We start from the raw sequence: 24,558 nt of genomic DNA, 5'->3' as shown, positions 1-24,558 counted from the left end.
TGTGCGGAACTGCGCTTGTAACCGGGGCTTGAGCCGCTCGCCGGAACTACCTGTACTTCCCTTGCGCTTGGCTCAGATTCTTTACTTGTGACCTTACGCGGTCAGGGCGACTTGCATCTGTTGCAGCTTGGCACGTACCGAAGTATCGAGCACCTCGTCACCAACCACGATACGCACACCACCGATCAGTGAAGCATCCACTTTCACGCTAGGGTGCAGCTTGCGGCCGAATTTCTTTTCCAGTGTCGCCGTCAGTTCGCTCAACTGTGCTGCCGTCAATTCAAATGCGCTGAAAATTTCTGCATCTGCTGCGCCTTCTTGCGCATTCTTCAGATCGTGAAACTGGACAGCGATTTCGGGCAACAGGGTCAAACGGTCATAGTCGGCGAGTGTGTTGATGAAGTTTTTGGCTTCGTCAGTCACCGGCGATTTCAGCACGGACAAGAAGGTCTCCGCTTTTTGATCAGCAGGGACCTTGGGGTTGTGTGCAAGGGCCACTACATCGGGATGCGCAGCAACTTGCCCCATCTCGGATACCAGGTCCGACCAGGCGGACAGGTTACCGGATTGAGCAACGCGAAACAGCGCTTCTGCGTAAGGACGAGCGATCGTTGCGAGTTCAGCCATGATTACAGCTCAGTCTTCAGTTGGCCCAGCAGGTCGGCGTGAGCCGCTGCATTGACCTCACGTTTCAGAATTTGCTCGGCGCCTTTAACTGCCAGTGTTGCCACCTGGTCGCGCAATTCTTCACGTGCTTTAGTTACTTGATTGTCTGCTTCGGCTTTGGCGGCAGCGATGATGCGTGCGGCTTCGGCAGATGCAGTATTCTTGGCTTCGTCAATGATCAGCTGAGCACGTTTTTCTGCATCGAGAACACGCTTCTGGCCTTCTTCGCCTGCGCTTGCCAATTGGGCTTGCACACGCTTTTCAGCCACTTGTGCTTCAGTGCGGGCACGGTCGGCAGCTGCCAGTCCGTCGGCAATTTTTTGCCTGCGCGCATCGATTGCACCAATCAATGGTGGCCACACGAATTTCATCGTGAAGAGTGCCAGGATGAAGAACACTCCAGCCTGGTACCACATTGTCAGATTAAGATTCACGGTAGTTTCCTTATCAAATTAATCGTTCCGTAAGCAGCTTCCTGCCTACGGTACAAGAAGGAAAGCTAATTAGCCTTTGAATGGATTTGCAGTTGCAAAGAACATCGCAATACCAACACCGATAATGAACGCAGCATCGATCAGACCAGCCAGCAACAGCATTTTGCCTTGCAGCTTTTCCATCAATTCTGGTTGACGTGCAGAAGCTTCCAGGTATTTGCCGCCCATCAAAGCGATACCGATACATGCACCCAAAGCGCCCAAACCAATGATCAAACCACAAGCCAGTGCAACGAAAGCGACGTTAGTCATGACAACTCCTTCAAAGTTTAAAAATAATAATAATAAAAATCAAAAAACAAAATACCCAAAACCAAAACTAAAATTCATCCATCCTGACACCAGGCTTAGTGCCCTTCGTGCGCCTGCCCCATGTACACCAGGGTCAACATCATGAAAATAAATGCTTGCAAGAACACGATCAGAATATGGAAGATGGCCCAGATGGAACCTGCAATCAGGTGGCCTACGCCGCCGAACAGGGTTGCCGTGGAGCCGAGCAATGCGATCAGCAGGAACAGCAATTCGCCGGCAAACATATTGCCGAACAACCGCATGCCCAGGGAAAAAGTTTTTGCAGCATATTCAACCGCGTTCAACGCCAGGTTGGCTGGGAACAGCCATGGGCCGAAAGGTGCTGTAAACAATTCTTTCAGGAAGCCGCCAAAGCCTTTGATTTTCAGGCTGTAATAGATCATCAATACGAATACGCCCACCGAGATGCCCAGTGTGCCGTTCAGATCGGCAGTAGGAACGACACGGTGATGGATTTCAGGACTGACGCCGATCGCAGGGAAAATCCACTGCGAGAACAGGTCCACCGGCAGGAAATCCAGCGAGTTCATCAAGGCTACCCAGACGAATACCGACAGGGCCATGGGCGCGATGAAACTGGTATTGCCGTGCACAATGCTCTTGGCCTGGTTGTCGACCATTTCCACCAGCATTTCAACCGCAGATTGAAAGCGGCCTGGAACGCCGGATGTCGCTTTGCGGGCGGCCATGTACATCAGCAGGCTGCCGACGACGCCGCAGGCAACCGACCAGAACAGCGTATCGATATTCAGGATAGACATATCCCACAAACCTTCTTGCGGAATATGCGACGTAGAAAGATGTCCCAGATGGTGGGAGATATATTCTGACGCGGTAGGTGCGTGCTCGGTTGCGCTCATGATAGATATCTAAATAGTAAAATGAAATAACTTTTCAGCGTCACGACGATCCCAGCGATAAACGCTACCCAATTCAAATCGTGATACAAACTAACAACTGCAATCATTAATGCAATTGTTGAAGCAATTTTGACAAATTCACCGATGAAGAAAGTCACCGGGTTCGCGCCACCCGGTTTGAGCACGCTGACGTAAAGTCGCGCAGCAAACAAAGCATTGGGGATCGCACAACATAAGCCGCCCAACAGCGCGGAGATACCTGAAGGAACGCCGCCTATCAGCAACGCAGCAAGCGCAACCAGCAACACTGCCGCCAACTGCAGCAGAACCATACGCGCCATGCCATTTCCTCGTTCATTTTTCGGGCACCGTCTGCCGACAAATACATAAAAACGTATTGATATACCGGCATGTGCCACCACATCGTTCAGGCCAGCACCATATCTCGCTAACCAAAGCCACGGAATTATACGTGGTAGTGCGTCCTATCGTCAAACCTTTCAAAACTTTATACTGTTTGCCCTAAATTGGTGCGATTATTGCGAATTCCGCAATGGCCATCCGCTGGTCAAATAACGGCGCCCAGCTGTTTCAGCCAGTCCCTGCCTTGCTCCCAGCCGCCTAGGCCGGAATCGCCGTTGATATGGCCCTTCGCACCAATGTTGTGAAATCCGGCTCCCCACCGGCCGGCCCATTCTTGCGCCACAGCCATACCACACCATGGATCATTGCTGGAGGCGATTACCTCGCAGGTAAAGGGAAAGCGCATCACCGGCATCGGCGCAAAGCTCGGGGCGGGGAAATCCATGCGGGCAACATCAGGCGGGGCCACCAGCAGCGCGCCACGCACCTTGTCCGCAGCAGCGACGTCCACACCCGGCATGCCGAGGCTGACCCACCACGCCGTCAGCGCGCAGCCGAGGCTATGCGCTGCCAGTACCACGGGCCCGTCCACGGCACTGACAGCGGCGGCCAGGCTTGCCACCCAGTCATCCCTTTGCGGGCGGTCCCAACTCTGCTGCGGTACGCGGACGGCGCCTGGCAGCGCCTGTTCCCAGATGGTTTGCCAGTGGCCGGCACCGGAGTTGTACAGTCCCGGCAACAGCAGGATGGTCGGACCGCCCATGGGCCTGTTACTGCCCGCGGATTTTGAGGATGATGCCGTCCAGCGAATCGAGGTCGGCAAAATCGATGACCATCTGGCCGCGGCCCTTGCTGCCCATCTTCAGCACGACCTGGGTGGCCAGCAGATCGGACAGTTCTTCTTCCAGGCGTGTGATGTCGCGCGATTTTTCCGCCTTGTCGCGCGGCTTGCTGGGAGAAGCCAGTTCGGCCGTGGTGCGCATCACCAGCTTTTCCGCGTCGCGCACCGACATGCGCTTGGCGACGACCTGGTTGGCCAGCTGTATCTGCGTGGCCGCATCGGTCGCCAGCAGCGCGCGCGCATGGCCCATGTCGATATCGCCGGCCATCAGCATCGTCTGTACCGGCTTGGCCAGGTTCAGCAGGCGCAGCAGGTTGGAGACGGCGCTGCGCGAGCGCCCTACCGCTGTTGCCGCCTGCTCATGGGTAAAACTGAAATCCGAGATCAGCCTGTGTATGCCCTGCGCTTCTTCCAGCGGGTTCAGGTCTTCGCGCTGGATATTCTCGATCAGCGCCATCGCCGCGGCGGCCTGGTCGTCCACGTCCTTGACCAGCACCGGCACTTCTTCCAGGCCAGCCATCTGCGAGGCCCGGTAGCGGCGTTCGCCGGCAATGATTTCGTAGCGGGTTACGCCGTTGACGTTGCCTACAGGCCGCACCAGGATAGGCTGCATCAGCCCCTGCGCCTTGATGGACGCCGCCAGCTCCGCCAACGCGCCTTCGTCCATGCGCGTGCGCGGCTGGTATTTGCCGGCCTGCATCTGGCTGACCGGCAGGCTGGTCGGCGCGCCGGCCACATTCGGTACCGATTCGGTAAAGTCGCTAGCGCCGCCCAGCAGCGCATCCAGCCCGCGACCCAGGCCTGTCATTTTTTTCGTTGCCATTTCTTACTCTACGTCCAGTGATTTAATTCTTTCGACCATTTCGGCGCCGAAGGCGATATACGCCTGCGCTCCCTTGGAGGCAGCATCGAATACGACGCCCGGCATGCCATAGGAAGGCGCTTCGGCCAGCCGCACATTGCGCGGGATCACGGTCTTGAAGACCTTGTCGCCGAAATGCTGTTCCAGCTGGTCCGACACCTGCTGAGACAGCGTCATGCGCGGATCGAACATCACGCGCAGCAGGCCGACGATCTTCAGGTCCGGGTTCAGGTTCATGTGCACCTTCTTGATCGTGTTCGACAAGTCGGACAGGCCTTCCAGCGCATAGTATTCGCATTGCATGGGGATGATCACGCCGTGCGCGGCGCACAGGCCGTTCAGCGTCAGCATCGACAACGCGGGGGGGCAATCGATGAGGATGAAATCGTAGTCTTCCTTGACCTCGGCCAGCGCATTGCGCAGGCGCTTGTCGCGGTTCTCCAGCTCCACCATTTCCACCTCGGCGCCGGCCAGCTCGCGGTTGGCCGGCAGCACGTCATAGCGGCCCGATTCTGAACGCTGGCGCGCGGTCTTGACGTCGGTCATGCCCAGCAGCACCTCGTAGATCGATGCTTTCAGCTTGGCCTTGTTGATGCCCGAACCCATCGTCGCATTGCCCTGGGGATCCAGGTCCACCAGCAATACACGCTGGTCCAGCTGCGCCAGCCCGGCGGCAAGGTTGACCGTCGTGGTCGTCTTGCCCACTCCGCCCTTTTGATTTGCTACGCAAAAAATTTTTGCCATGTGTTTATAAGTTGTTATATGCCAGCGTCGGAAGGATCAGTCTACGGTTTTCTTGATATATACCAGGTGGCGCTCGGCTTTCAGGCCGGGCACGCTGAGCGGCTCTACCTGCTCGACCTCCCAGCCTGCCGGCAGGCGGCCGATTTCTTCGTCCGGCGCCACGCCCTTCATTGCAATGAAGCGGCCGCCGTCGGCCAGCAGATGGCCGGACCAGTTGACAAAATTATTAAGCTCGGAAAACGCGCGCGACGTGATGACGTCGAACTTCTGCGCCACTTCCAGGACTTCAACACGGCCGGTATGCACCGTCACATTGGCCAGGCCCAGTTCAGCCTTCGCTTGCGTCAGGAAAGCGGTTTTCTTGCTGACCGTATCGATCATGGAGATACGGACGCCGGGAAAGGTGATCGCCAGGATCATGCCCGGCAAACCGCCGCCCGCGCCTACGTCCAGCACATTCTTTGCACTGGTAAATACGTGCGCCGCCGATAAGGAATCCAGCAGATGCTGTTTGACCATCTCGCGCGGATCGCGCACAGCCGTCAGGTTATACACAGAGTTCCATTTAGACAACAAAGCCAGATAGGAAATCATCTTGTCTATCTGATTATTGCCGATGGGCAAGCCCATGCTTGCCACCCCGTCCGCCAGCATGGCGGTCAGAGCAGGTCGGTCGATTACTGTCATGAAGCCTCGCCTGTCTCTGCAACCGCAACGTCTGCAGCGGCAAATCCTTTGAAGCCGCGTTTTTTCAGATGCACCAACAGCAGCGAGATGGCAGCCGGCGTCACGCCGGAAATGCGGCCGCACTGGCCCAGCGTTTCAGGCCGGTGCTTGTTCAGCTTCTGCTTCACTTCTATCGACAGGCCATTGACGTCGAGGTAATCGAATTCCGCCGGCATTTTCAGATTTTCATAGTGCGCATGGCGTTCCACTTCCTTGGCCTGGCGGTCTATATAGCCGGAATATTTAACCTGGATTTCGACCTGTTCCTTAACCGCTTCATCCTGAACGCCGGGGCCTGCCAACTCCTGGCCTTCCGTGCCGTGCAAACTCATCAGCGCTTCATAGGTAACGTGCGGCCGACGCAGCAAGTCGGCCAGCGAATATTCGCGTTCCAACGCCTTGCCGATGACGCGCTCTGCCTCTACATCGGCCAGGATGCGCGGATTCACCCAGGTGGAACGCAGCCTTTCCATTTCACGTGAAACAGCCTCGCGCTTGGTTTCAAACAGCGCCCATTGCGCATCGCTGACACAACCAAGCTGACGCCCGATTTCAGTCAGGCGCATATCGGCATTGTCTTCACGCAGGCTGAGGCGGAATTCAGCGCGGCTGGTGAACATGCGGTAAGGTTCCTGCACGCCCTTGGTAATCAGGTCGTCCACCAATACACCGAGGTAGGCTTCATCGCGGCGTGGCACCCAGGCATCACGGCCCTGCGTCAGCAGAGCGGCGTTCAGTCCGGCCAGCATGCCTTGTGCGGCGGCTTCTTCGTAACCGGTGGTGCCGTTGATCTGTCCGGCAAAGAACAGGCCTTTGATCGTACGGGTTTCCAGCGAGGTTTTCAGGCCACGCGGATCGAAATAGTCGTATTCAATCGCATAACCGGGACGCAGGATATAGGCGTTTTCCATGCCGCGCATGGACCGCACCAGATCGAGCTGGACATCGAATGGTAGGCTGGTCGAGATACCGTTCGGATAGAACTCGTTGGTCGTCAGGCCTTCCGGTTCCAGGAAAATCTGATGGGATTCCTTGCTGGAAAAGCGGTGGATCTTGTCTTCTATCGACGGGCAATAGCGTGGCCCTACCCCTTCGATGACGCCCGTATACATGGGGCTGCGATCCAGCCCGGCGCGGATGATATCGTGCGTGCGCTCATTGGTGTGCGTAATCCAGCATGGCAATTGCGCCGGATGCATGGCGACATTGCCCATCACAGAGAACACCGGAATAGGATCGAGGTCGCCCGGTTGTTCCTGCATGACGGAAAAATCAATGCTGCGGCCATCTATCCGTGGCGGCGTGCCGGTTTTCAGCCGTCCTTGTGGCAGCGCCAACTCTTTCAGGCGTGCAGACAATGACACCGCCGGCGGATCCCCTGCCCGGCCTGCTGAGTAATTATTCAGTCCCACATGGATCTTCCCATCCAGGAAAGTACCTGCAGTCAGTACTACGGCACGGCCCTTGAACTGGATACCCACTTGCGTAACGGCACCGATGACACGGTCACCTTCAACCAGCAAATCATCCACTGCCTGCTGGAACAGCCATAGATTGGGCTGGTTTTCCAGCCGGCTGCGTATCGCCTGCTTATATAAAATGCGGTCTGCCTGTGCCCTGGTTGCGCGTACTGCCGGGCCCTTGGAAGAATTCAGGATGCGGAACTGGATGCCGGCTTCGTCGGTGGCGATTGCCATCGCGCCGCCCATGGCATCTACTTCCTTGACCAGATGCCCCTTGCCTATGCCGCCTATGGACGGATTGCAGGACATCTGGCCCAGGGTTTCGATATTGTGGGTCAACAACAAGGTTTTTTGCCCCATGCGGGCAGAGGCCAGTGCAGCCTCCGTCCCGGCATGGCCGCCGCCAACCACAATCACGTCGAATTCTTTAGGATAGAACATAGCAGACTTCATTTATCAATCTTGGGGGAGGCACGATTATAGAGGGTTTTGGACTCGGACAAATAATCAAAGCGGAATATAAGCGCCAGTCTGGCCCAATTTGATGAAATATTGATGACCGCCCGGGTCGATGTTTCACGTGAAACATCGACAAAATCCTGCGCTACTAGTCGGTATTACTTAGCAGCCACTCCATGAACCGCGCCAGCAAAGGAGCACATATCAGGCTGACTCCGGCGAATAGCAAGATATAGGAAGAGTTCAAGCGCAATTTAGCGAACAGTCCCGAGTCTTCTTTTTGCGCCGGCTTTGCCGTCTGCCGCTTTTCCGGGGTCGGGAAAACGGACACCGCTTTCTTTACCTTGGCGGTATCGATGGAGACCGGACTACCGGAATCAGGTCGAGGCGGAGCCAAAGGCTTCGGTTCCAGCACAGGCTCAGTGCGTTCTGGCGTGGCATCTGCATCCGCAACAGGAAGATAAAAATCGACGCCTGCCGGTTCTTGTTTTACTTCTTTGGCTAAAACTTCGTCCGGCATCTTGTCCGCGCGTTTCGGCGGCATAGGCATGGGATGGGCATCCGGACTTGCCGATGTACGAGAGTTCTGTAAACTTATGCGGGCGCTACTATCGTGATCCAGGCTGGCATCGCCATGCTCTTCTTCGGGGTCGAAGGAAATGATCGATACCGGGTCGTCATCTTCCTGGCGCAGGAACCTGTCCATCATGTCCGGGTCGACCACGTCGGGCTTTTGCCCTTCTTCAGGAAACATGACTTCGTATAGCAAACCCTTATCGGTCAGCTTACGGATAGCGCGATCAAAGCGCTCGCGGGCCAGGCTTTTCAACTTACCGCGTAAATCGGAATAGGAGCTGACGCCGTCTGCAATGATGAGAACCAGGCGTTCACTCTGCGTCAGGCCGCGATCCTTATTCTGGATTTCGGCCTTGCCAGATTCGGTGCGTTGAAATACTGCCCAGTCCGGATATCCCACGCTGACCTTTCGTCAGTCTTGTTGATCACCGCTATGTTTCACGTGAAACATAGCTCTTTTATTTCAGGAATGCATCATAGCTGGTCTTGAGTATCAATGCGACAACTACCAGCAAAAACATCTTTCGTACAAAGCCTGAACCGTGTTTTATTGCCAGGCGGCTACCAGTCAATGATCCTAACACCCCGCATACCGCCATGGCGAATCCTACTTGCCAAATGACATGATTGCTGTAACCAAACCACAACAAGGCGGCTGCGTTGGTCGCGACATTAAGCACTTTCGCTACGGCTGAAGCACTCAGGAAATCGTAGCCGAAGAAGCGGACAAACAGGAACATCATGAAACTGCCCGTGCCGGGACCGAAAAAGCCATCATAAAAACCTATGCCGCCGCCGACCAGCATCGCCATCCATGTTTCCTTGTTGCCGTGGAAAAGCGGAGTATGCGTCGTTCCGAAATCTTTTTTCTTGAAGGTATAGACAGCGACTGCCACGAGGATGAATGGCAAGGATTTGCGCAGATAGGTTGGCGGGATATGCGTCACCGCAAAGGCGCCGGCAAACGCCAGCAAGAAGGCCATCAAGGCCGCCGGCAACACCATATCCCAGCGCAAGCGCACTGCCCTGACGTAATTCACCGCAGCAGCGCCGGTACCCCATATGCCCGCCAGCTTATTGGTTCCAAGCAGCGTGGCGGGAGCCACATTAGGCATTGCAGAGAACAGGGCAGGTACCTGTATCAGGCCCCCACCTCCCACGACAGCGTCCACAAACCCGGCGAAAAAAGCCGCCAATCCCAGCACTATAAAATCCATCTGATACTCCAGCCAAACTGATAAGAATTATTTCCCTGCAACATCATACAAGATTGCAGCTAAGCCCACAGGCTTGAAATCTATTCAAGTAAAGTCACTGCTCAGAATTGCTACAATAGATGCAACAAGGAGAGAGACTATGAATAATTTTGAATTCCGCACCGTCCCATATATCGTCAGCCAGATCGGCGCGACCAAGCAGCTGGGCGAACTGATTGCACAGCACTACCCTGCTGTCCGGCGCGTACTGCTGGTGACAGACGCCGGCTTCCTGCGGACGGGACTGGTCAATCCCGTCATTGCCAGCCTGGAAAATAAAAAACTGCATGTGGCCGTATTTTCCGATGTGGTCGCCGATCCGCCGGAAGCGGTCGTGCACCAGGCTGTTGCCGACGCCAAGCAAAAGGAAGTAGAACTCGTGGTTGGGCTGGGCGGCGGCAGCTCGATGGACGTCGCCAAGTTGATCGCCGTACTGGCCGGCAGTGAACAGCCCTTGAGCACAATGTACGGCATAGGCAATGTCAAGGGTGGCCGCCTGCCGTTGATCCAGATTCCGACCACCGCCGGCACCGGCTCCGAAGTGACGCCTATCTCCATCGTCACTACCGGCGCCACCACCAAGATGGGTGTCGTCGCGCCGCAGCTGTATGCCGACATTGCCATCCTCGATGCGGAATTGACAACCGGCCTGCCGCCGAAAGTAACGGCAGCAACGGGCATCGATGCGATGGTGCATGCCATAGAAGCCTTCAGCACCAAGCATAAAAAGAACCCCTTGTCCGATATGCTGGCGAAACAGGCGTTGAGTCTGCTGTGGAATAATATCGACCAGGCTTGCACCAATGGCAACAACCTGGAAGCCAGGCAGGCGATGCTGCTGGGCGCGATGCTGGCCGGCCAGTCCTTCGCCAACGCGCCCTGTGCGGCGGTGCACGCGCTGGCCTACCCCATCGGCGGGATCTTCCACGTACCGCACGGCTTGTCCAATTCGCTGGTGCTGCCGCATGTGCTGCGCTTCAATACGCCGAATGCAGCGGGCATGTATGCCGAGCTGGCCGGCATTATTGCACCGGATGCCCAAGGCAGCGACGAGGCGCGCAGCACGGCGCTGATCGCCGCGATGGAAGCGCTGGCGGCGCGTGTGGGCATAGAGACGCAGTTACGCCAGGTAGGCATTGCCGAAAAAGACCTGGATCAGCTGGCCAGCGACGCCATGCTGCAAACCCGCCTGCTGGGCAATAATCCCAGGGACGTTGCGCTGGAAGATGCGCGTGCCATCTACGCGGCAGCGCTGTAGCATTACTGCATTGAAGTGGACTCGGGACGCCGGCTATCAGCCGGCGTTTTCTTTTCAGGGGATTTACGGTCGCGGGTTTGGCAACTGCTGCAGGCGGCTTTCGATATTCTTGCCGACAAAGATGCCGGGATCGGAATGCTCGAAGCCCTGCGCCCTTTCGCGTGCACTGATGCCCGGCAGCGCCAGGTCGTAGGCGACAATAAAGGAGTCCGTCCTGTTCAGCGCCTCTTCAAAGTAGGCCTTGCCGAAATAGGTAAAATCGGCCTCGTTGCTGCAGCCGAACGAGGTCTTGTCTGCTGCCGCCGCGGTGATCACCAGCGTATCGTCGGTTTTCAATGCATCGATAAAACCGCCCGAATAACAGGCCGATACCACGATGACGCGGTTGCGGATGCCCGACGCATCCAGCATCGCACGCAGCCTTTGCGGGTTCAGCACGTAGAACTGCATGCTGTCGAATTCCAATGTAAACGTGTGGTCGTGGGAACCATGCGAACTCAGGTACAGGAACAGCACGTCCCTGTCCTTGTCCATCAGCTGGCCGATGCGGTTCAGGCTCATCTGCATGCTGCTGACGCTGGCGATCGGCGTTTCCCTGACCGACTTCGGGTTGTTGACCAGTATCAGCGAATGGCCGGTCGTACCAAAGCGGCGGTCGAACATGCTGCGCACGTAATTCACCTCCTTCATGAACACATCCTGCCCGGCATAACCTGCCACTCCCAGGAAATACAACGCCGGCCTGCCGCCTGGGCTCGCCTGTAACGCCGCCAGCCGGCTTTGCAGCAATTGCGGCTGCAGGTAGAAGACATCCTCGGCTTGCAGCTCCTGGCGGGCCTGAGGCGCGTAGTCGTGCGGTGCCGCCCATAAGGTACGGTCGATATAGATCTGCGTGAACGGCGCCGCCAGCAGCAGCGCCAGCACCGCCGTCGCCTGGCCAAGGGCAGGAAAACGCAGGTCCAGCAAGCGCACGGTGGCGAGCGCACAGGCCAGCACCAGCCACAGCAGGCGCACCAGGAAACCATAGTGGTCCAGCAGCTGCTGCAGCCTGGCAGACCCTCGCCGCAGCGTGTAGCCCGGCACATAGTCGAGCATATATTCCATGAACAGCATGCCGTAATCAATGACGAGCATCGTCGCCAGCAGCAGTACGGCCACCGCGGCCAGTGCTTGCGGCCGCCGGAAAAAGGCAGTAATGCCCCAGGCTGCCAACAGCACCAGCGGCACGTTCAGCAGCAAGCCGCCCAGGCCGACCGCCACGAACACGCCGTCGCCGCCGGTCTGCAGGTAATCATTGACGAACTGCAGCAAAGCGCCGCACAGCACCAGCAGCGCAAACTGCGCCGGGCTGGCATATACACTGCCGCCGTCCACACGCAGGAAGCAGGCGGCGCGCAACCCCGCCTTCACATTGACGAAGAAGGCGAAAGGACGGTAACTGAGCGGAGTCGGCAGATGATCGTTGAGCGGGGACGACATTGAAGTATTCCAGATCCTTCGGTAGATGAGAGCGTCAAGACATCAGTCTAACGCGCAAATGCAGTTTCCACACTGCCAACCCGCCTGCAGCAGGCGAAAAAAAACCTGGGTACGCAAGGCGTCCCAGGTTTTACAACACTCTCTCTTTTTAGCTACGCTTGCCCAGCCGCGCACCGATTTCACCGACGATGCCGCGGCGGAAAGCCAGCACGCAGACGATGAATATCAGGCCGGTGACGATCGTGATCGACTCGCCCAGCGAATGGAACCAGTCCACCGTGGTAATGCGCGCCAGCAGGTCGCCCAGATCGCCCAGCTTGTTCTCCAGCAGCAGGATGATAACCGCGCCGACGATAGGGCCGGTAATCGTTCCCAGGCCGCCTACCAGCGTCATCAGCACGACGAGGCCGGACATGGTCCAGTGCACGTCGGTCAGCGTTTCAAAGCCCAGCACCAGCGTTTTGGTGGCGCCTGCCAGGCCCGACAGCGCAGCAGACAGCACGAAGGCCAGCAGCTTGTATCTGTCCACGTCATACCCCAGCGACACTGCGCGCGGTTCGTTTTCTTTCACCGCCTTCAGCACCTGGCCGAAAGGCGAATGCACGGTGCGCACAATCAGTGCAAAACCGGCGACGGCAATGAACAGCACCACGTAATACAGTGTCAGGTCGGAACTCAGGTCCAGCATGCCCAGCAGTTTGCCGCGCGGCACCTGCTGCAGGCCGTCTTCGCCGCCGGTGAACTTGGCTTGCAGGAAGACGAAGTACAGCATCTGCGCCAGCGCCAGTGTGATCATCGTGAAATAGATACCCTGGCGGCGTATCGCCAGCATGCCCATCACCAGCCCGATTACCGCGCCGGCCAGCATGCCCAGCAGGATGCCCAGTTCCGGCGTCAGCCCCTTGTCGCGCATCGCCCATCCGGCAATATAGCCGGCCCCGCCGAAGAACGCCGCATGGCCGAAGGACAGCAGTCCGGTAAAGCCGATCAGCAGGTTGAATGCGCAGGCAAACAGCGCAAAGCACAGCAGCTTCATCAGCAGGATGGGGTACACCAGCTGCGGCGCAACCAGCAGCACCGCCAGCGCAATGACAATTCCGATTTTCTTATTCATAGTGAACGCCATTCAGGTTATTTCTCTTTGCCGAACAAGCCGGCAGGACGGATCATCAGCACGATGGCCATCACAACGAACACGACGGTGGCCGAGCCTTCAGGATAGAACACCCGCGTCAGCCCTTCGATAATGCCCAGGCCGAGACCGGTTAGGATAGATCCGAGAATGGAGCCCATGCCGCCGATGACCACCACGGCAAACACCGTGATAATCAGGTTGGAACCCATCAGCGGCGACACCTGTATTACCGGCGCCGCAAGCACGCCGGCAAAGGCGGCCAGGGCTACGCCGAAGCCGTAGGTCAGCGTGACCATCAGGGGCACGTTGATGCCGAAGGCTTCCACCAGCTTGGGGTTTTCGGTACCGGCGCGCAGGTAGGCGCCCAGCTTGGTTTTTTCAATGACGAACCAGGTCGCAAAACACACGATCAGCGAAGCAAATACGACCCAGGCGCGGTAATTCGGCAGGATCATGAAGCCCAGATCGGTCGCCCCTGCCAGCGCATCAGGCACCGAATACGGCTGGCCTGAGACGCCGTAGAACGAGCGGAACAGCCCTTCCAGCAGCAGCGTGATGCCGAAGGTCAGCAGCAGGCCGTAGACATGGTCCAGCTTGTACAGCCAGCGCAGCATGGTCTTCTCGATGATGATGCCGAATACGCCGACCAGCAGCGGCGCAACCACCAGCATCACCCAGTAATTGACGCCGAAATAATTGAGCCCCATCCATGCGAGGAAGGCGCCCATCATGTACAGCGCACCGTGGGAAAAATTAATGACGTTCAACAAGCCGAAAATGACGGCCAGGCCGAGCGACAGCATCGCATAGAACGAGCCGTTGACCAGTCCCAGCAGCAACTGGCTTAACATCGCCTGCAGCGGTATACCAAATATTTCCATGGCGACTTCATGAAAAAAATCACCCAAAAGGGTGAAAAATCAAGGAACTGGGCGCTGCCTGCGGTTCAGGCCCCAGGCAGCGCGCCAGGTGTTAACACAAAAGTTAAAGCAAGCGGATAAGGCTTATTTCCACAGCGAGCACTTGGTCTCGGCCTTGGTGGTGAAAGCCTGTTCGCCAGGAATGGTCTGCACCACTTTATAGTAATCCCATGGATATTTGGAATCCGCCTGGTTTTTCACCTGCATCAGGTACATGTCATGGATCATGCTGCCGTCGGCACGGATATAGCCGTTCTTGGCGTACATATCGTTGATCTTCGTGGCGCGCAGTTTCGCCATGACTTTGTCGGTATCGTCGGAGCCGGCCGCTTTCACCGCATTCAGATACTGGATCGTGGCGGAGTAGTCGGCAGCCTGCAGGCTGGAAGGCATCTTCTTCATCTTGCCGAAGTAGCGGCGCGACCAGGCGCGGGTTTCTTCATTCTGATCCCAGTACCAGCTGTCAGTCAGGTACATGCCATGCGTCAGGTTCAGCGTCAGCGAGTGCACGTCATTGATGAACATCAGCAAGCCGGCCAGTTTCATCGTCTTGGTGATGCCGAATTCATTGGCAGCCTTGATCGAATTGATGGTGTCGCCGCCGGCATTGGCCAGACCCAGGATCTGCGCCTTGGAAGCCTGTGCCTGCAGCAGGAAGGAAGAAAAGTCGGATGCCGACAATGGATGCTTGACCGAGCCGGCCACCGTGCCGCCGGAGGCCTTGACCACTGCCGAAGTATCGCCTTCCAGCGACGCGCCGAACGCGTAATCCGCTGTCAGGAAATACCAGCTCTTGCCGCCCTGCTTCACTACCGCGGAACCCGTGCCCTTGGCCAGTGCGACCGTGTCGTACGCATAGTGCACGGTGTAAGGCGTGCATTCTTCATTGGTCAGGCGGGCCGAGCCGGCGCCGATGGAGATATAAGGTTTTTTCTTTTCGCCGGCAACTTTCGCCATCGACAGGCCGGTACCGGAGTTGGTGCCGCCGATCAGCATGTCTACGCCGTCGCGGTCAAACCATTCGCGCGCCTTGCTGGCAGCGATATCGGCCTTGTTCTGGTGATCGGCTGTCACTACTTCAATTTTCTTGCCCAGCACGGTGCCGCCGAAATCGGCCACCGCCATCTTGATCGCTTCGACGCCGCCCTGGCCGTCGATATCCGAATACAGGCCCGACAAGTCGGTGATGAAACCGATTTTCACTACATCGCCGGATACCTGGGCGGAAGCCGCTCCCGCAAAACCCGCCAGGGCAGCAGATACAGCAAGAGTCAGGGCCTTGAATTTTGTCTTCATTTGTCTTCTCCGTTAATTATTGAAACAGCTCGTTTTAAAACCAGCTTTCTGATCAGTTATATCCGTTATTAATGTACACCGCTGCTTGCTCTTGCTGCATTTGCTACACACCCAACAACTCATTCAGCACCGACATCTTGCCTTCCAGCTCGGAGGACGCGAATGTCTCGACGATCTGGCCATGCTCCATCACGTAGAAACGGTCCGCCAGCGGCGCGGCAAAGCGGAAGTTCTGCTCCACCATGACGATGGTATAGCCCTTCTGTTTCAGCGTCGTGATCATCCTGGCCAGCGCCTGCACGATAACCGGCGCCAGGCCTTCGGAAATTTCGTCCAGCAGCAGCAGGCGGGCGCCGGTGCGCAGGATGCGCGCTACCGCCAGCATCTGCTGCTCACCACCGGACAATCGCGTGCCCTGGCTATTCTTGCGCTCGGCCAAGTTAGGGAACATCGCATAGATTTCATCGATGGACATGCCCTTTTCGGTGCTGGACACCATGGGCGGCAACAACAGGTTTTCTTCGGTGGACAGCGAGGAGAAGATGCCGCGCTCTTCGGGGCAGTAACCCACGCCCAGATGCGCCACCTTGTACGTAGGTAAATGGATCGCTTCGGTGCCGTTGATCTTGATTGAGCCCTTGCGCGCACCGGTCAGACCCATGATCGCGCGCATCGTTGTCGTGCGGCCTGCGCCGTTGCGGCCCAGCAGCGTCACCACTTCGCCGGGGTTCACGACCAGATTCACGTTATGCAGGATATGCGATTCGCCGTACCACGCTTGCAGATTGCTGATTTCCAGTGCCGCCGGAGCACCATTGCTAGCGCTCATGCGTGGGCTCCTTCCAGCGCGCCGGACGTGGTGCCCATATAGGCCTCCATCACTTTGGGGTTTTGCGATACTTCTTCGTAGCGTCCTTCGGCCAGCATGGCGCCGCGTTGCAATACCGAGATCTTGTCGCAGATGCCGGACACCACGTTCATATTATGTTCAACCATCAGGATGGTGCGGCCTACGGAGACCTTCTTGATCAGCTCGGTGACCCGGTGCACGTCTTCATGCCCCATGCCCTGCGTAGGTTCGTCCAGCAGCATCAGCTCCGGCTCCATCGCCAGCGTGGTGGCGATTTCCAGCGCGCGCTTGCGGCCGTATGGAAGGTCAACGGTGATCGTATCGGCGAATTCTGTCAGGTCTACCTGGGCCAGCAATTCCATTGCCTTGTCATTCAACAGCGACAGGCTGTTCTGGCTTTTCCAGAAATGGAAGGAAGTACCCAGGCTGCGCTGCAAGCCTATGCGCACGTTTTCCATTACGCTCAGATGCGGGAATACGGCTGAAATCTGGAACGAACGGATAATGCCCTGGCGCGCAATCTGCGCCGGCCTGGCCGACGTGATGTCGCGGCCATTGAACATGATTTGCCCGGAAGTAGGGACCAGGAATTTGGTCAGCAGGTTGAAACACGTCGTTTTGCCGGCGCCATTGGGGCCGATCAGCGCATGGATATGCCCGCGCTGCACCTTCAGGTTAACCTGGCTGACAGCGGTAAAGCCCTTGAACTCTTTGGTCAAGTTCGTGGTCTCCAGAATGACGTCCGTCATCTGATCTCCTTATTTTTTGGATCTGGGATTTACCTGATCGCGGCTGAGCCGCCATCACATGCATCCCGACATTGCTTGTTACCGCAATTATTTATTCTCTCATCGCTCTATGGCGGCGATTTTATAGAGGCTACACTTTTAGCTAAGCTTTTTATAGTACACAGCGCGCGGAGTTTTCAACAATACGGTATAACTACTGTAAGTAGTAACCACAGGTATTTGCATTCCTTGCCGGGATGCGGTTTTACCACGGCGGCAAGCGTCAAAAAACGCCCTATTAAAACACAGTTTAGTAGGCTGTTGACAGCATAAATGCAGCAGCCTTTTCGGCGATCATGATCGTAGGCGAATTGGTGTTGCCTGAAGTAATCGTCGGCATCACGGAAGCGTCCACTACACGCAAGCCGCGCACGCCACGCACACGCAACTGGCTATCCACCACCGCACTGTCGTCATCAGCCCGCCCCATCTTGCAGGTGCCGACAGGGTGAAAAATCGTCGTGCCTATGTCGCCTGCCGCCCTGGCCAGCTCTTCTTCGGTACGGAACTGGGCGCCGGGTTTCATTTCTTCCGGCGCATATTTGCGCATCGCCGGTGCGGCGACTATGCTGCGCGTCAATGTCAGCGAATCGGCGGCAATTTTTCGGTCTTCTGGCGTGCTGAGATAGTTGGGCGTAATTTTGGGCGCCGCCAGCGGATCGCTGCCGGCAATGCGCACATGCCCGCGCGACGTCGGCCGCAGGTTGCACACGCTGGCGGTAAATGCAGGAAATACATGCAGCGGGTCGCCGAATTTTTCCAGCGACAGCGGCTGCACATGGTATTGCAGGTTGGGCGTTTTCTGCGCCGCATCGGATTTGGTGAATGCACCGAGCTGCGACGGCGCCATCGACATCGGTCCACTTTGGCGCAGCATGTATTCAAGGCCTATGCGCGCCTTGCCCAGCCAGCTATTGGCCATGATATTGAGCGTGCGGGCGCCGCTGATCTTGAAGGAAGAACGGATCTGCAAATGGTCCTGCAGGTTCTCGCCGACACCCGGCAGATCATGCTTTACCTCAACGCCCACGCTATGCAGATGTGCGCCCGCGCCTATGCCGGACTGTTGCAGGATGGCCGGCGAACCTATCGCACCCGCTGTCAGCACCGTTTCACGCTCGGATTCGGCAAACCAGTGCTTGCCGTTGCCGGTAAATTCCACCCCTGTGCATAACTTGCCCAACTCCGTGGCTTCAATGCGCAAGCGCTGCACATGGCAGCCCGTCATGATAGTCAGGTTGGGCCGCGTTGCCGCCGGCCGCAAAAAAGCCTTGGAGGCATTCCAGCGTATGCCGCGCTTCTGGTTGACGTCGAAGTAGCCGCAGCCCTCATTATTGCCGCGGTTGAAGTCATCGCTTTTGGGTATGCCCACCTGTGCCGCCGCCTCGCGGAACGCATCCAGGATTTCCCACGACAGGCGCTGCTTCTCCACCCGCCATTCGCCGCCGGCGCCATGGAAGGCATCGGCGCCGCCATAATGGTCTTCGCTCTTTTTAAACACCGGCAGCACCTCATCCCAGCGCCAGCTCGCGTCGCCGATCAGGTCTGCCCACAGGTCATAATCCCGCTGCTGGCCGCGCATGTAGATCATGCCGTTGATGGACGAGCTGCCACCCAGCACCTTGCCACGCGGATAAATCAGGCTGCGCCCGTTCAGCCCAGGCTCCGCCTCGGTCTTGAACATCCAGTCGGTGCGCGGGTTATTGATGCAGTACAGGTAGCCGACAGGAATATGGATCCACACATAATCATCCTTGCCGCCCGCCTCCAGCAGCAGCACATTGACATTCCGGTCCGCACTCAGCCGGTTCGCCAGCACGCAACCGGCTGAGCCTGCGCCTATGATGATGTAGTCGAATTTACCGGCGGATTCCATGTGTTTTTCCCTTGTAGTGCGTGCAGGATATCATTGAGCATCGACTTCACCTAAGCGCCCAAACTAGGACAACCTGATGTTGACGTTGGGGTTGCAACTGCTTTTGAAGTTATCCGCTGGGGATGCAGCATTTTGTGCATTACAGAAAATGAATCAGAAATGAACGTTGTCGAGGTGTAGCAGGGGTTTCACGGAGCACTGCTCCGTGCCTGCGAAACGGTATTCGCTTGCAATCGAATATGCGCCCTGCAAGGGAAGCGAATTTCGTTCATTTCCCATTTTTTGTAATACAGCAAAATGTGATGGCGCTAAGCGCCATCACCCTTAGACAAGTGCGGTCGCCTTCTCTTTGTTTATTTTTTTTTGGAGCCGCCCAGGTGGCGAAGCAAGAAAAAGTGAGCAGCTGCCGGACTACCCCGGCCAGCAATCTCAAACAAAAGAGCGGGCCCTGCACAACTCGGACAAAAAGAACTACTTCGCTACAGGCATGGCAAATTCCGCGCCTTTCGCAATACTATCCGGCCACCGCTGCATAATCGATTTATAGCGTGTATAGAACCGCACGCCCTCTTCACCATACGCATGCACGTCGCCAAACAGCGAGCGTTTCCAGCCGCCAAACGAGTGCCAGGCCATAGGCACGGGAATAGGCACGTTGATGCCTACCATGCCCACCTCGATGCGGCGCGAAAACTCGCGCGCGGTATTGCCGTCCGACGTGAACAGCGACACGCCATTGCCGAACTCATGCGCATTGATCAGTTCCACCGCCGATGCAAAGTCAGGCACCCGCACTACGCACAGCACCGGCCCGAAGATCTCTTCGCGATGGATCTTCATGTCCTGCTTCACGTGGTCGAACAAGGTGCCGCCGAGGAAGAAACCGCCTTCGTGGCCAGCCACTTTCAGGCCGCGGCCATCCACCAGCAGCTTGGCGCCTTCTTCTATGCCGTCAGCAATATAGCCTTCGATCTTGGCTTTGTGCACAGCGGTCACGACAGGACCCATCTCCGCATCGGACTCCATGCCGTTCTTGATCTTCAGCGCCTTCACGCGCGGCACCAGTTCTTCCACCAGCTTGTCGGCAATGCCGCCGACCGCCACCGCCACCGAGATCGCCATGCAGCGTTCGCCGGCAGAACCGTAGGCCGCGCCCATCAGCGCGTCGACTGCCTGATCCAGGTTGGCATCCGGCATCACCACCAGATGGTTTTTCGCACCGCCCAGCGCCTGTACGCGCTTGCCGCTGCGTGTGCCTTCGCTGTAGATATATTCCGCAATCGGTGTCGAACCGACAAAGGATATTGCCGCCACGTCAGGATGGTGCAGCAGCGCATCCACTGCGACCTTGTCGCCCTGCACAACGTTGAACACGCCGTCCGGCAAGCCGGCCTGCTTCAGCAGTTCCGCCACCAGCAGCGAAGCGGAAGGATCACGCTCCGAAGGCTTCAGGATAAAGGTGTTGCCGGTCGCAATCGCCAGCGGCGCCATCCACATCGGCACCATGAAAGGGAAATTGAACGGGGTAATGCCGGCAGTCACACCCAGCGGCTGGCGCAGGTTGAAGTTGTCGATGCCGCCGCCGATGTTGTCGGAAAACTGCGTCTTGAGCAATTGCGGCATGCCACAGGCAAACTCCACCACCTCGATACCGCGCGTCACCTCGCCCACCGCGTCCGACAACACCTTGCCGTGTTCGCGCGTGATGATCGCTGCAATTTCCTTATGGTGCTTGTCCAGCAACTCCTTGAACCTGAACATCACCCTGGCACGCTTCAGAGGCGCAGTGTCGGCCCAGCCCGGCGCAGCCGCCTTGGCGGCCGCTACGGCCGCATCCACTTCCGCCACGCTGGCCAGCACCACCTTGCCCGACACTTCGCCGGTTGCCGGATTGAACACGTCTTGCTGGCGACCGCTGGAAGAAGGGCTGAGCTGGCCATTGATGTAATGCTGGATCAACGTTGTGGAAGCAGAGGATGACATAAGGAGACCTTTGGATGTGAATGAATATGCCGAGCGTAAACGACGTTTTCTGCACAATCCAATGAGTAATTATCAATTCAATTATAAGTATTTTTTATAATGAAGACGAAATTAACGCCCTCTCATACATTTTTTCCCGTAAATTAGTCAAATTATTATCTGTCTGGCATCATGTAATATAAAATATCACTTCGACAAATTTTCCTTATCCGGAGAAATCAAATTAATCTAAAAGAAGCGCTGCGGGAAGTAGCAATCATCCTCCCTGCCTATAATGAAGAGTTGACGATTGCCGCAACTATCAACGCATTCTTTGAGCAATTACCGCAGGCTTATATTATTGTCATCAATAATAATTCCTCAGATGCAACCGCGGAAATAGCACGTACAACCCTGAAAAATCTCAATGCCCGCGGCAAAGTAATAGACGAGGTCCGCCAGGGCAAGGGCTATGCGGTCCGGCGCGCCTTCGCCGACGTACACGCTGATGTGTATGTGATGGCGGATGCCGACCTTACTTATCCGGCAGAACGCGTGCACGAACTGATTTCCCCGGTGCTGGAAGGCACCGCCGATATGGTGGTCGGCGACCGCCAATCGCTTGGCCACTATAAGAATGAAAACAAGCGGCCGCTGCATAACTTCGGCAACTGGCTGGTCAGCAAGCTGATCAACAAGCTGTTTTCCGCAAAACTGGTCGATATCATGAGCGGCTACCGCGCATTCAACCGCCAATTCGTCAAAACTTATTCCATCCTCGTGGCGGGTTTCCAGATCGAAACCGATATGTCGCTGCATGCGCTGGATAAGCGCTTCCGCATCCTGGAAATCCCGGTCGAATACAAAGACCGGCCGGCAGGCAGCTTCTCCAAGCTAAATACGTTTGGCGACGGCGCCAAAGTTCTGCTGACAATAGTGAAGATACTTCGCTTTTACCGTCCGTTGCTGTTCTTCGGCTGGGCAGCGCTGCTGTTCGGCATGCTGGGACTGCTGGCCGCAGTCCCCGTATTTTCGGACTGGATTCAATATCGTTTCATCTATCACGTGCCGCTGGCAGTACTGGCCACCGCACTGGAGCTGGTTGCAGTGATGTCGCTGGCGGTAGGCCTGATCCTGGACGCCATCAGCTACCAGGCCAAGATGGATTTCGAGCGCCATCTGCTGCGCTGATGCGCAAGCCCCGGCGAAAACTGATGGTAAAGAAATTAAGCACACAGGTTCTCTCCTTTGCCGTGGTTGGCGGCATCGGTTTTCTGATCGATGCCGGCGTGCTGACCTTGTTATCGGTGCACTTCGGCGTCAACGTATATACCGCAAGGGTCGTGTCATTTGCGCTGGCCAGCCTGGGCACCTGGCTGCTGAACCGCAGGCATACCTTCGGCCAGGCGGGCGTCGACAATGCAAAAGCCGGCAGCGGCGAATACCTGCGCTATATGAGCGTGCAGGCGGCTGGTGCAATGATCAATCTCGGTGTCTTCAGCGCCCTGGTGGTGATCCTGCCGTCACTGGCGCGCTACCCCGTGATTCCGCTGGCGGCAGGGTCCGGGGTCGCCATGTTCTTCAATTTTTTCGGCGCGCGCCACTGGATTTACCGCCAATAGACAATCCGTACTAGCGGCCCGGCAGGGACCAGCTACGGGTTTGCAGGTCCAGCGCGCACAATCCCTGTATCTGGTGCACTTCGCTGTATGCGGCCACCCTCACTGCATAATCCGGCCGGTCGGCCGCGTTGAAATTCCAGTCCGGCGGGTTGAAACTGGAATAACCGTTGACGGTAGGCAGGTGGATATATTCGGCAATCAGCATTGCCTCTACGTTATGCCGGTAATAGTCGCGTTCGCCAGCACTTTCGTGCGGGCCGGGCGGACGCCTATCCTGTACAAAAAATGAACGGCAGTCTGCCGGTGCGGGAGGAACCGATTCCAGCATTCGTACTGCAGCCGCCCTTTCCAAGTTAACGGCTCCCAGCCAGTTCAACTCTTCCGCCACCAGCAACGCGCAGCACGGCAGGATCAGCAGCCATGCCAGCCTGCCCTTGAACGAAGACAGGAAATACAGCGCCACGCACAAGACGGGAAACACCAGGAAAATCATGCTGCGAGAAACTACCCGCACCGCCTTGGCTCCTGGGAAATATTGAAAGATCCAGTACCATCCCGAGTGGTCCCCCACTTTCAGCGCTAACATCCATAAAGCCAGCGCCGCCAGAGCCAGGATCAGTATCAATTGCGCTCGTGCATCGCGAACATTACGCACAGCCAGAAAGCCCCCGCACAGAAATACCAGCAGTAGCACAGGCGGCAAACCCATCTGGTTTTCCGAGAACTGGATGGGAAAGCCAATAGCCTCGTGCAGCGCCGGTAAAAATCTCCCATACAAGTAGTTATGCTCGCCGATATTCAGGATATCGTAAGGCTGCAGCAGGTAAGAGAAGGCAGCCGAATAGCTATGCATGCCGGTTTCGCTCGCCTTCGGCAAATACACCAGCAGGAAAGGCAGCAACGCCAGCGCAAGCAACACCAGCACTACCACTGCCGCCAACACGGTTCTCGCGCGCAGCGCAAGCACTTGCCTCAGCAGATATACCGGGCGAATAAGCACAAAGAACAGCAGGGCAAGCACCGTGAAAAAGCTGAAAAACCACAGCATGTAATAGGACGTCATCGCCCATAGCCCGAAGCAGGCCGCAAATCCAGCACCACAGGCCAGCAGCTTGCGCTCATCGTTCTGTAGCAGCGCCCTCCCGGCAAAATACAGCAGCATCGCGCACAACGGTACGAAAGCCACTGTCAGCAACTGCGCATGCATGCTGTGCACGACAATGTTGTTGCTCACATCAAACACCGCCGCGCCAAGCGCCGCATACCAGAAACCCGTCTGCAGCACCTTCCTGGCAAACAGGAAGAACAGCGCAAAGGCGGCAGCCTTCATGCTGATGTTGACCAGCATGGACGCCAGGAAGGGGTCGGCATGCAGCGCACGGAACAGTGAATAAATCACCCCATACAGCAAGTAGCCGTCGTTATACCCCAGGGTTTTGGGGTAAGGGAAGAAATACGCCGTCACCGCCCAGTGCTCCAGTCCACGTAGCACGTTGTACCAGTGCTCCAGAATGGAGATTTCAATCAGGTTATCGTACCGGTCCCCAAGCACAAAAGAAAATCCGTTAGCGAGGTTCGCCCTGAACAGCCATGCAAGCAGCGCCAGCTGTATCAAGACCAGCAGCGTGACGCGGGTGAAAGTGGAATAGCGCTCAGCAGAAAGGGAAAAAGGCGATTGGAATTTCGTCATCAGTATGTCAAGGGATTGGTGTTCGCTCAAAGCCAGATTTTAGGAGTTTATGTGCAA

The 24,558-nt window shown here is 56.8% G+C and carries 24 protein-coding genes; 3 read left to right on the top strand and 21 right to left on the bottom strand.

What is annotated here, in order from left to right:
- Window positions 1-93: 93 nt before the first annotated feature.
- The 12 genes from ACO0LO_RS07860 to ACO0LO_RS07805 all read right to left on the bottom strand — a co-directional run bounded on the left by ACO0LO_RS07860 (window position 94) and on the right by ACO0LO_RS07805 (window position 9,586).
- On the bottom strand, window positions 94-627 hold the full coding sequence (locus ACO0LO_RS07860) for a F0F1 ATP synthase subunit delta (RefSeq protein WP_422963655.1): 534 nt from the start codon (window positions 625-627) through the stop codon (window positions 94-96).
- Between the two features lie 2 nt (window positions 628-629).
- The gene (locus ACO0LO_RS07855) at window positions 630-1,100 is read right to left on the bottom strand and encodes a F0F1 ATP synthase subunit B (RefSeq protein WP_422963654.1); all 471 of its coding nucleotides are present in this window, start codon (window positions 1,098-1,100) and stop codon (window positions 630-632) included.
- Window positions 1,101-1,169: 69 nt separating this feature from the next.
- The gene (gene atpE, locus ACO0LO_RS07850) at window positions 1,170-1,412 is read right to left on the bottom strand and encodes a F0F1 ATP synthase subunit C (protein ID WP_188568659.1); all 243 of its coding nucleotides are present in this window, start codon (window positions 1,410-1,412) and stop codon (window positions 1,170-1,172) included.
- A gap of 95 nt (window positions 1,413-1,507) precedes the next feature.
- Window positions 1,508-2,335, bottom strand: coding sequence for a F0F1 ATP synthase subunit A (atpB, locus tag ACO0LO_RS07845; protein WP_422963653.1), 828 nt, complete (start codon window positions 2,333-2,335; stop codon window positions 1,508-1,510).
- The gene (locus ACO0LO_RS07840) at window positions 2,332-2,676 is read right to left on the bottom strand and encodes an ATP synthase subunit I (RefSeq protein ID WP_422963652.1); all 345 of its coding nucleotides are present in this window, start codon (window positions 2,674-2,676) and stop codon (window positions 2,332-2,334) included. The genes atpB and ACO0LO_RS07840 overlap by 4 nt, the downstream gene beginning before the upstream one ends.
- A 227-nt stretch (window positions 2,677-2,903) precedes the next feature.
- The gene (locus ACO0LO_RS07835) at window positions 2,904-3,461 is read right to left on the bottom strand and encodes an RBBP9/YdeN family alpha/beta hydrolase (RefSeq protein ID WP_422963651.1); all 558 of its coding nucleotides are present in this window, start codon (window positions 3,459-3,461) and stop codon (window positions 2,904-2,906) included.
- Between the two features lie 7 nt (window positions 3,462-3,468).
- Window positions 3,469-4,362, bottom strand: coding sequence for a ParB/RepB/Spo0J family partition protein (locus tag ACO0LO_RS07830; protein ID WP_422963650.1), 894 nt, complete (start codon window positions 4,360-4,362; stop codon window positions 3,469-3,471).
- A gap of 3 nt (window positions 4,363-4,365) precedes the next feature.
- Entirely contained in the window at window positions 4,366-5,145 is a 780-nt protein-coding gene (locus ACO0LO_RS07825; RefSeq protein WP_422963649.1) for a ParA family protein, read from the bottom strand.
- Window positions 5,146-5,181: 36 nt separating this feature from the next.
- Window positions 5,182-5,832 carry a 16S rRNA (guanine(527)-N(7))-methyltransferase RsmG gene (rsmG, locus tag ACO0LO_RS07820; RefSeq protein WP_422963648.1) on the bottom strand — a complete coding sequence of 217 codons (651 nt, stop codon included), beginning with the start codon at window positions 5,830-5,832 and terminating at the stop codon, window positions 5,182-5,184.
- Entirely contained in the window at window positions 5,829-7,775 is a 1,947-nt protein-coding gene (mnmG, locus tag ACO0LO_RS07815; RefSeq protein ID WP_422964110.1) for a tRNA uridine-5-carboxymethylaminomethyl(34) synthesis enzyme MnmG, read from the bottom strand. Before mnmG ends, rsmG begins: the two co-directional genes overlap by 4 nt.
- Window positions 7,776-7,941: 166 nt before the next feature.
- The gene (locus ACO0LO_RS07810; protein WP_422963647.1) at window positions 7,942-8,769 is read right to left on the bottom strand and encodes a hypothetical protein; all 828 of its coding nucleotides are present in this window, start codon (window positions 8,767-8,769) and stop codon (window positions 7,942-7,944) included.
- Between the two features lie 58 nt (window positions 8,770-8,827).
- Complete coding sequence (locus ACO0LO_RS07805; RefSeq protein WP_422963646.1) at window positions 8,828-9,586, bottom strand: sulfite exporter TauE/SafE family protein; 759 nt, start codon at window positions 9,584-9,586, stop codon at window positions 8,828-8,830.
- A gap of 139 nt (window positions 9,587-9,725) precedes the next feature.
- Here ACO0LO_RS07805 and ACO0LO_RS07800 point away from each other — a divergent pair, with 139 nt between their 5' ends.
- Window positions 9,726-10,883: an iron-containing alcohol dehydrogenase gene (locus tag ACO0LO_RS07800; RefSeq protein ID WP_422963645.1), complete on the top strand. Its 1,158-nt coding sequence runs from the start codon at window positions 9,726-9,728 to the stop codon at window positions 10,881-10,883.
- A 63-nt stretch (window positions 10,884-10,946) separates the two neighbouring features.
- Here the strand turns inward: ACO0LO_RS07800 and ACO0LO_RS07795 are convergent, their stop codons facing one another.
- From ACO0LO_RS07795 to ACO0LO_RS07760, 8 genes are all read right to left on the bottom strand, one after another.
- Complete coding sequence (locus ACO0LO_RS07795; protein ID WP_422963644.1) at window positions 10,947-12,362, bottom strand: C13 family peptidase; 1,416 nt, start codon at window positions 12,360-12,362, stop codon at window positions 10,947-10,949.
- Between the two features lie 148 nt (window positions 12,363-12,510).
- On the bottom strand, window positions 12,511-13,476 hold the full coding sequence (locus ACO0LO_RS07790) for a branched-chain amino acid ABC transporter permease (RefSeq protein ID WP_422963643.1): 966 nt from the start codon (window positions 13,474-13,476) through the stop codon (window positions 12,511-12,513).
- Between the two features lie 17 nt (window positions 13,477-13,493).
- A complete protein-coding gene (locus ACO0LO_RS07785; RefSeq protein ID WP_422963642.1) occupies window positions 13,494-14,378 on the bottom strand; it encodes a branched-chain amino acid ABC transporter permease in 885 nt (294 codons plus the stop codon).
- Between the two features lie 123 nt (window positions 14,379-14,501).
- The gene (locus ACO0LO_RS07780) at window positions 14,502-15,713 is read right to left on the bottom strand and encodes an ABC transporter substrate-binding protein (protein ID WP_422963641.1); all 1,212 of its coding nucleotides are present in this window, start codon (window positions 15,711-15,713) and stop codon (window positions 14,502-14,504) included.
- A gap of 103 nt (window positions 15,714-15,816) precedes the next feature.
- A complete protein-coding gene (locus ACO0LO_RS07775) occupies window positions 15,817-16,542 on the bottom strand; it encodes an ABC transporter ATP-binding protein (protein ID WP_422963640.1) in 726 nt (241 codons plus the stop codon).
- A complete protein-coding gene (locus tag ACO0LO_RS07770) occupies window positions 16,539-17,312 on the bottom strand; it encodes an ABC transporter ATP-binding protein (protein WP_422963639.1) in 774 nt (257 codons plus the stop codon). The genes ACO0LO_RS07775 and ACO0LO_RS07770 overlap by 4 nt, the downstream gene beginning before the upstream one ends.
- A 289-nt stretch (window positions 17,313-17,601) precedes the next feature.
- The gene (locus ACO0LO_RS07765; protein WP_422963638.1) at window positions 17,602-19,227 is read right to left on the bottom strand and encodes a GMC family oxidoreductase; all 1,626 of its coding nucleotides are present in this window, start codon (window positions 19,225-19,227) and stop codon (window positions 17,602-17,604) included.
- A 471-nt stretch (window positions 19,228-19,698) separates the two neighbouring features.
- A complete protein-coding gene (locus tag ACO0LO_RS07760; protein ID WP_422963637.1) occupies window positions 19,699-21,210 on the bottom strand; it encodes a CoA-acylating methylmalonate-semialdehyde dehydrogenase in 1,512 nt (503 codons plus the stop codon).
- Between the two features lie 183 nt (window positions 21,211-21,393).
- On the opposite strand from ACO0LO_RS07760, the gene ACO0LO_RS07755 reads away from it, so the two are divergent.
- Both ACO0LO_RS07755 and ACO0LO_RS07750 read left to right on the top strand, forming a co-directional pair.
- Entirely contained in the window at window positions 21,394-22,380 is a 987-nt protein-coding gene (locus ACO0LO_RS07755; protein ID WP_422964109.1) for a glycosyltransferase, read from the top strand.
- A gap of 23 nt (window positions 22,381-22,403) precedes the next feature.
- Window positions 22,404-22,811 carry a GtrA family protein gene (locus ACO0LO_RS07750; protein ID WP_422963636.1) on the top strand — a complete coding sequence of 136 codons (408 nt, stop codon included), beginning with the start codon at window positions 22,404-22,406 and terminating at the stop codon, window positions 22,809-22,811.
- 10 nt (window positions 22,812-22,821) lie between these two features.
- On the opposite strand, the gene ACO0LO_RS07745 is transcribed toward ACO0LO_RS07750, so the two are convergent.
- On the bottom strand, window positions 22,822-24,501 hold the full coding sequence (locus ACO0LO_RS07745) for a hypothetical protein (protein WP_422963635.1): 1,680 nt from the start codon (window positions 24,499-24,501) through the stop codon (window positions 22,822-22,824).
- Window positions 24,502-24,558 lie beyond the last annotated feature (57 nt).

Source organism: Undibacterium sp. TJN25, from assembly GCF_049339885.1.
In the GTDB taxonomy this organism is placed as follows: Bacteria; Pseudomonadota; Gammaproteobacteria; order Burkholderiales; family Burkholderiaceae_D; genus Undibacterium.
This window is presented reverse-complemented; position numbering and strand designations above follow the sequence as displayed.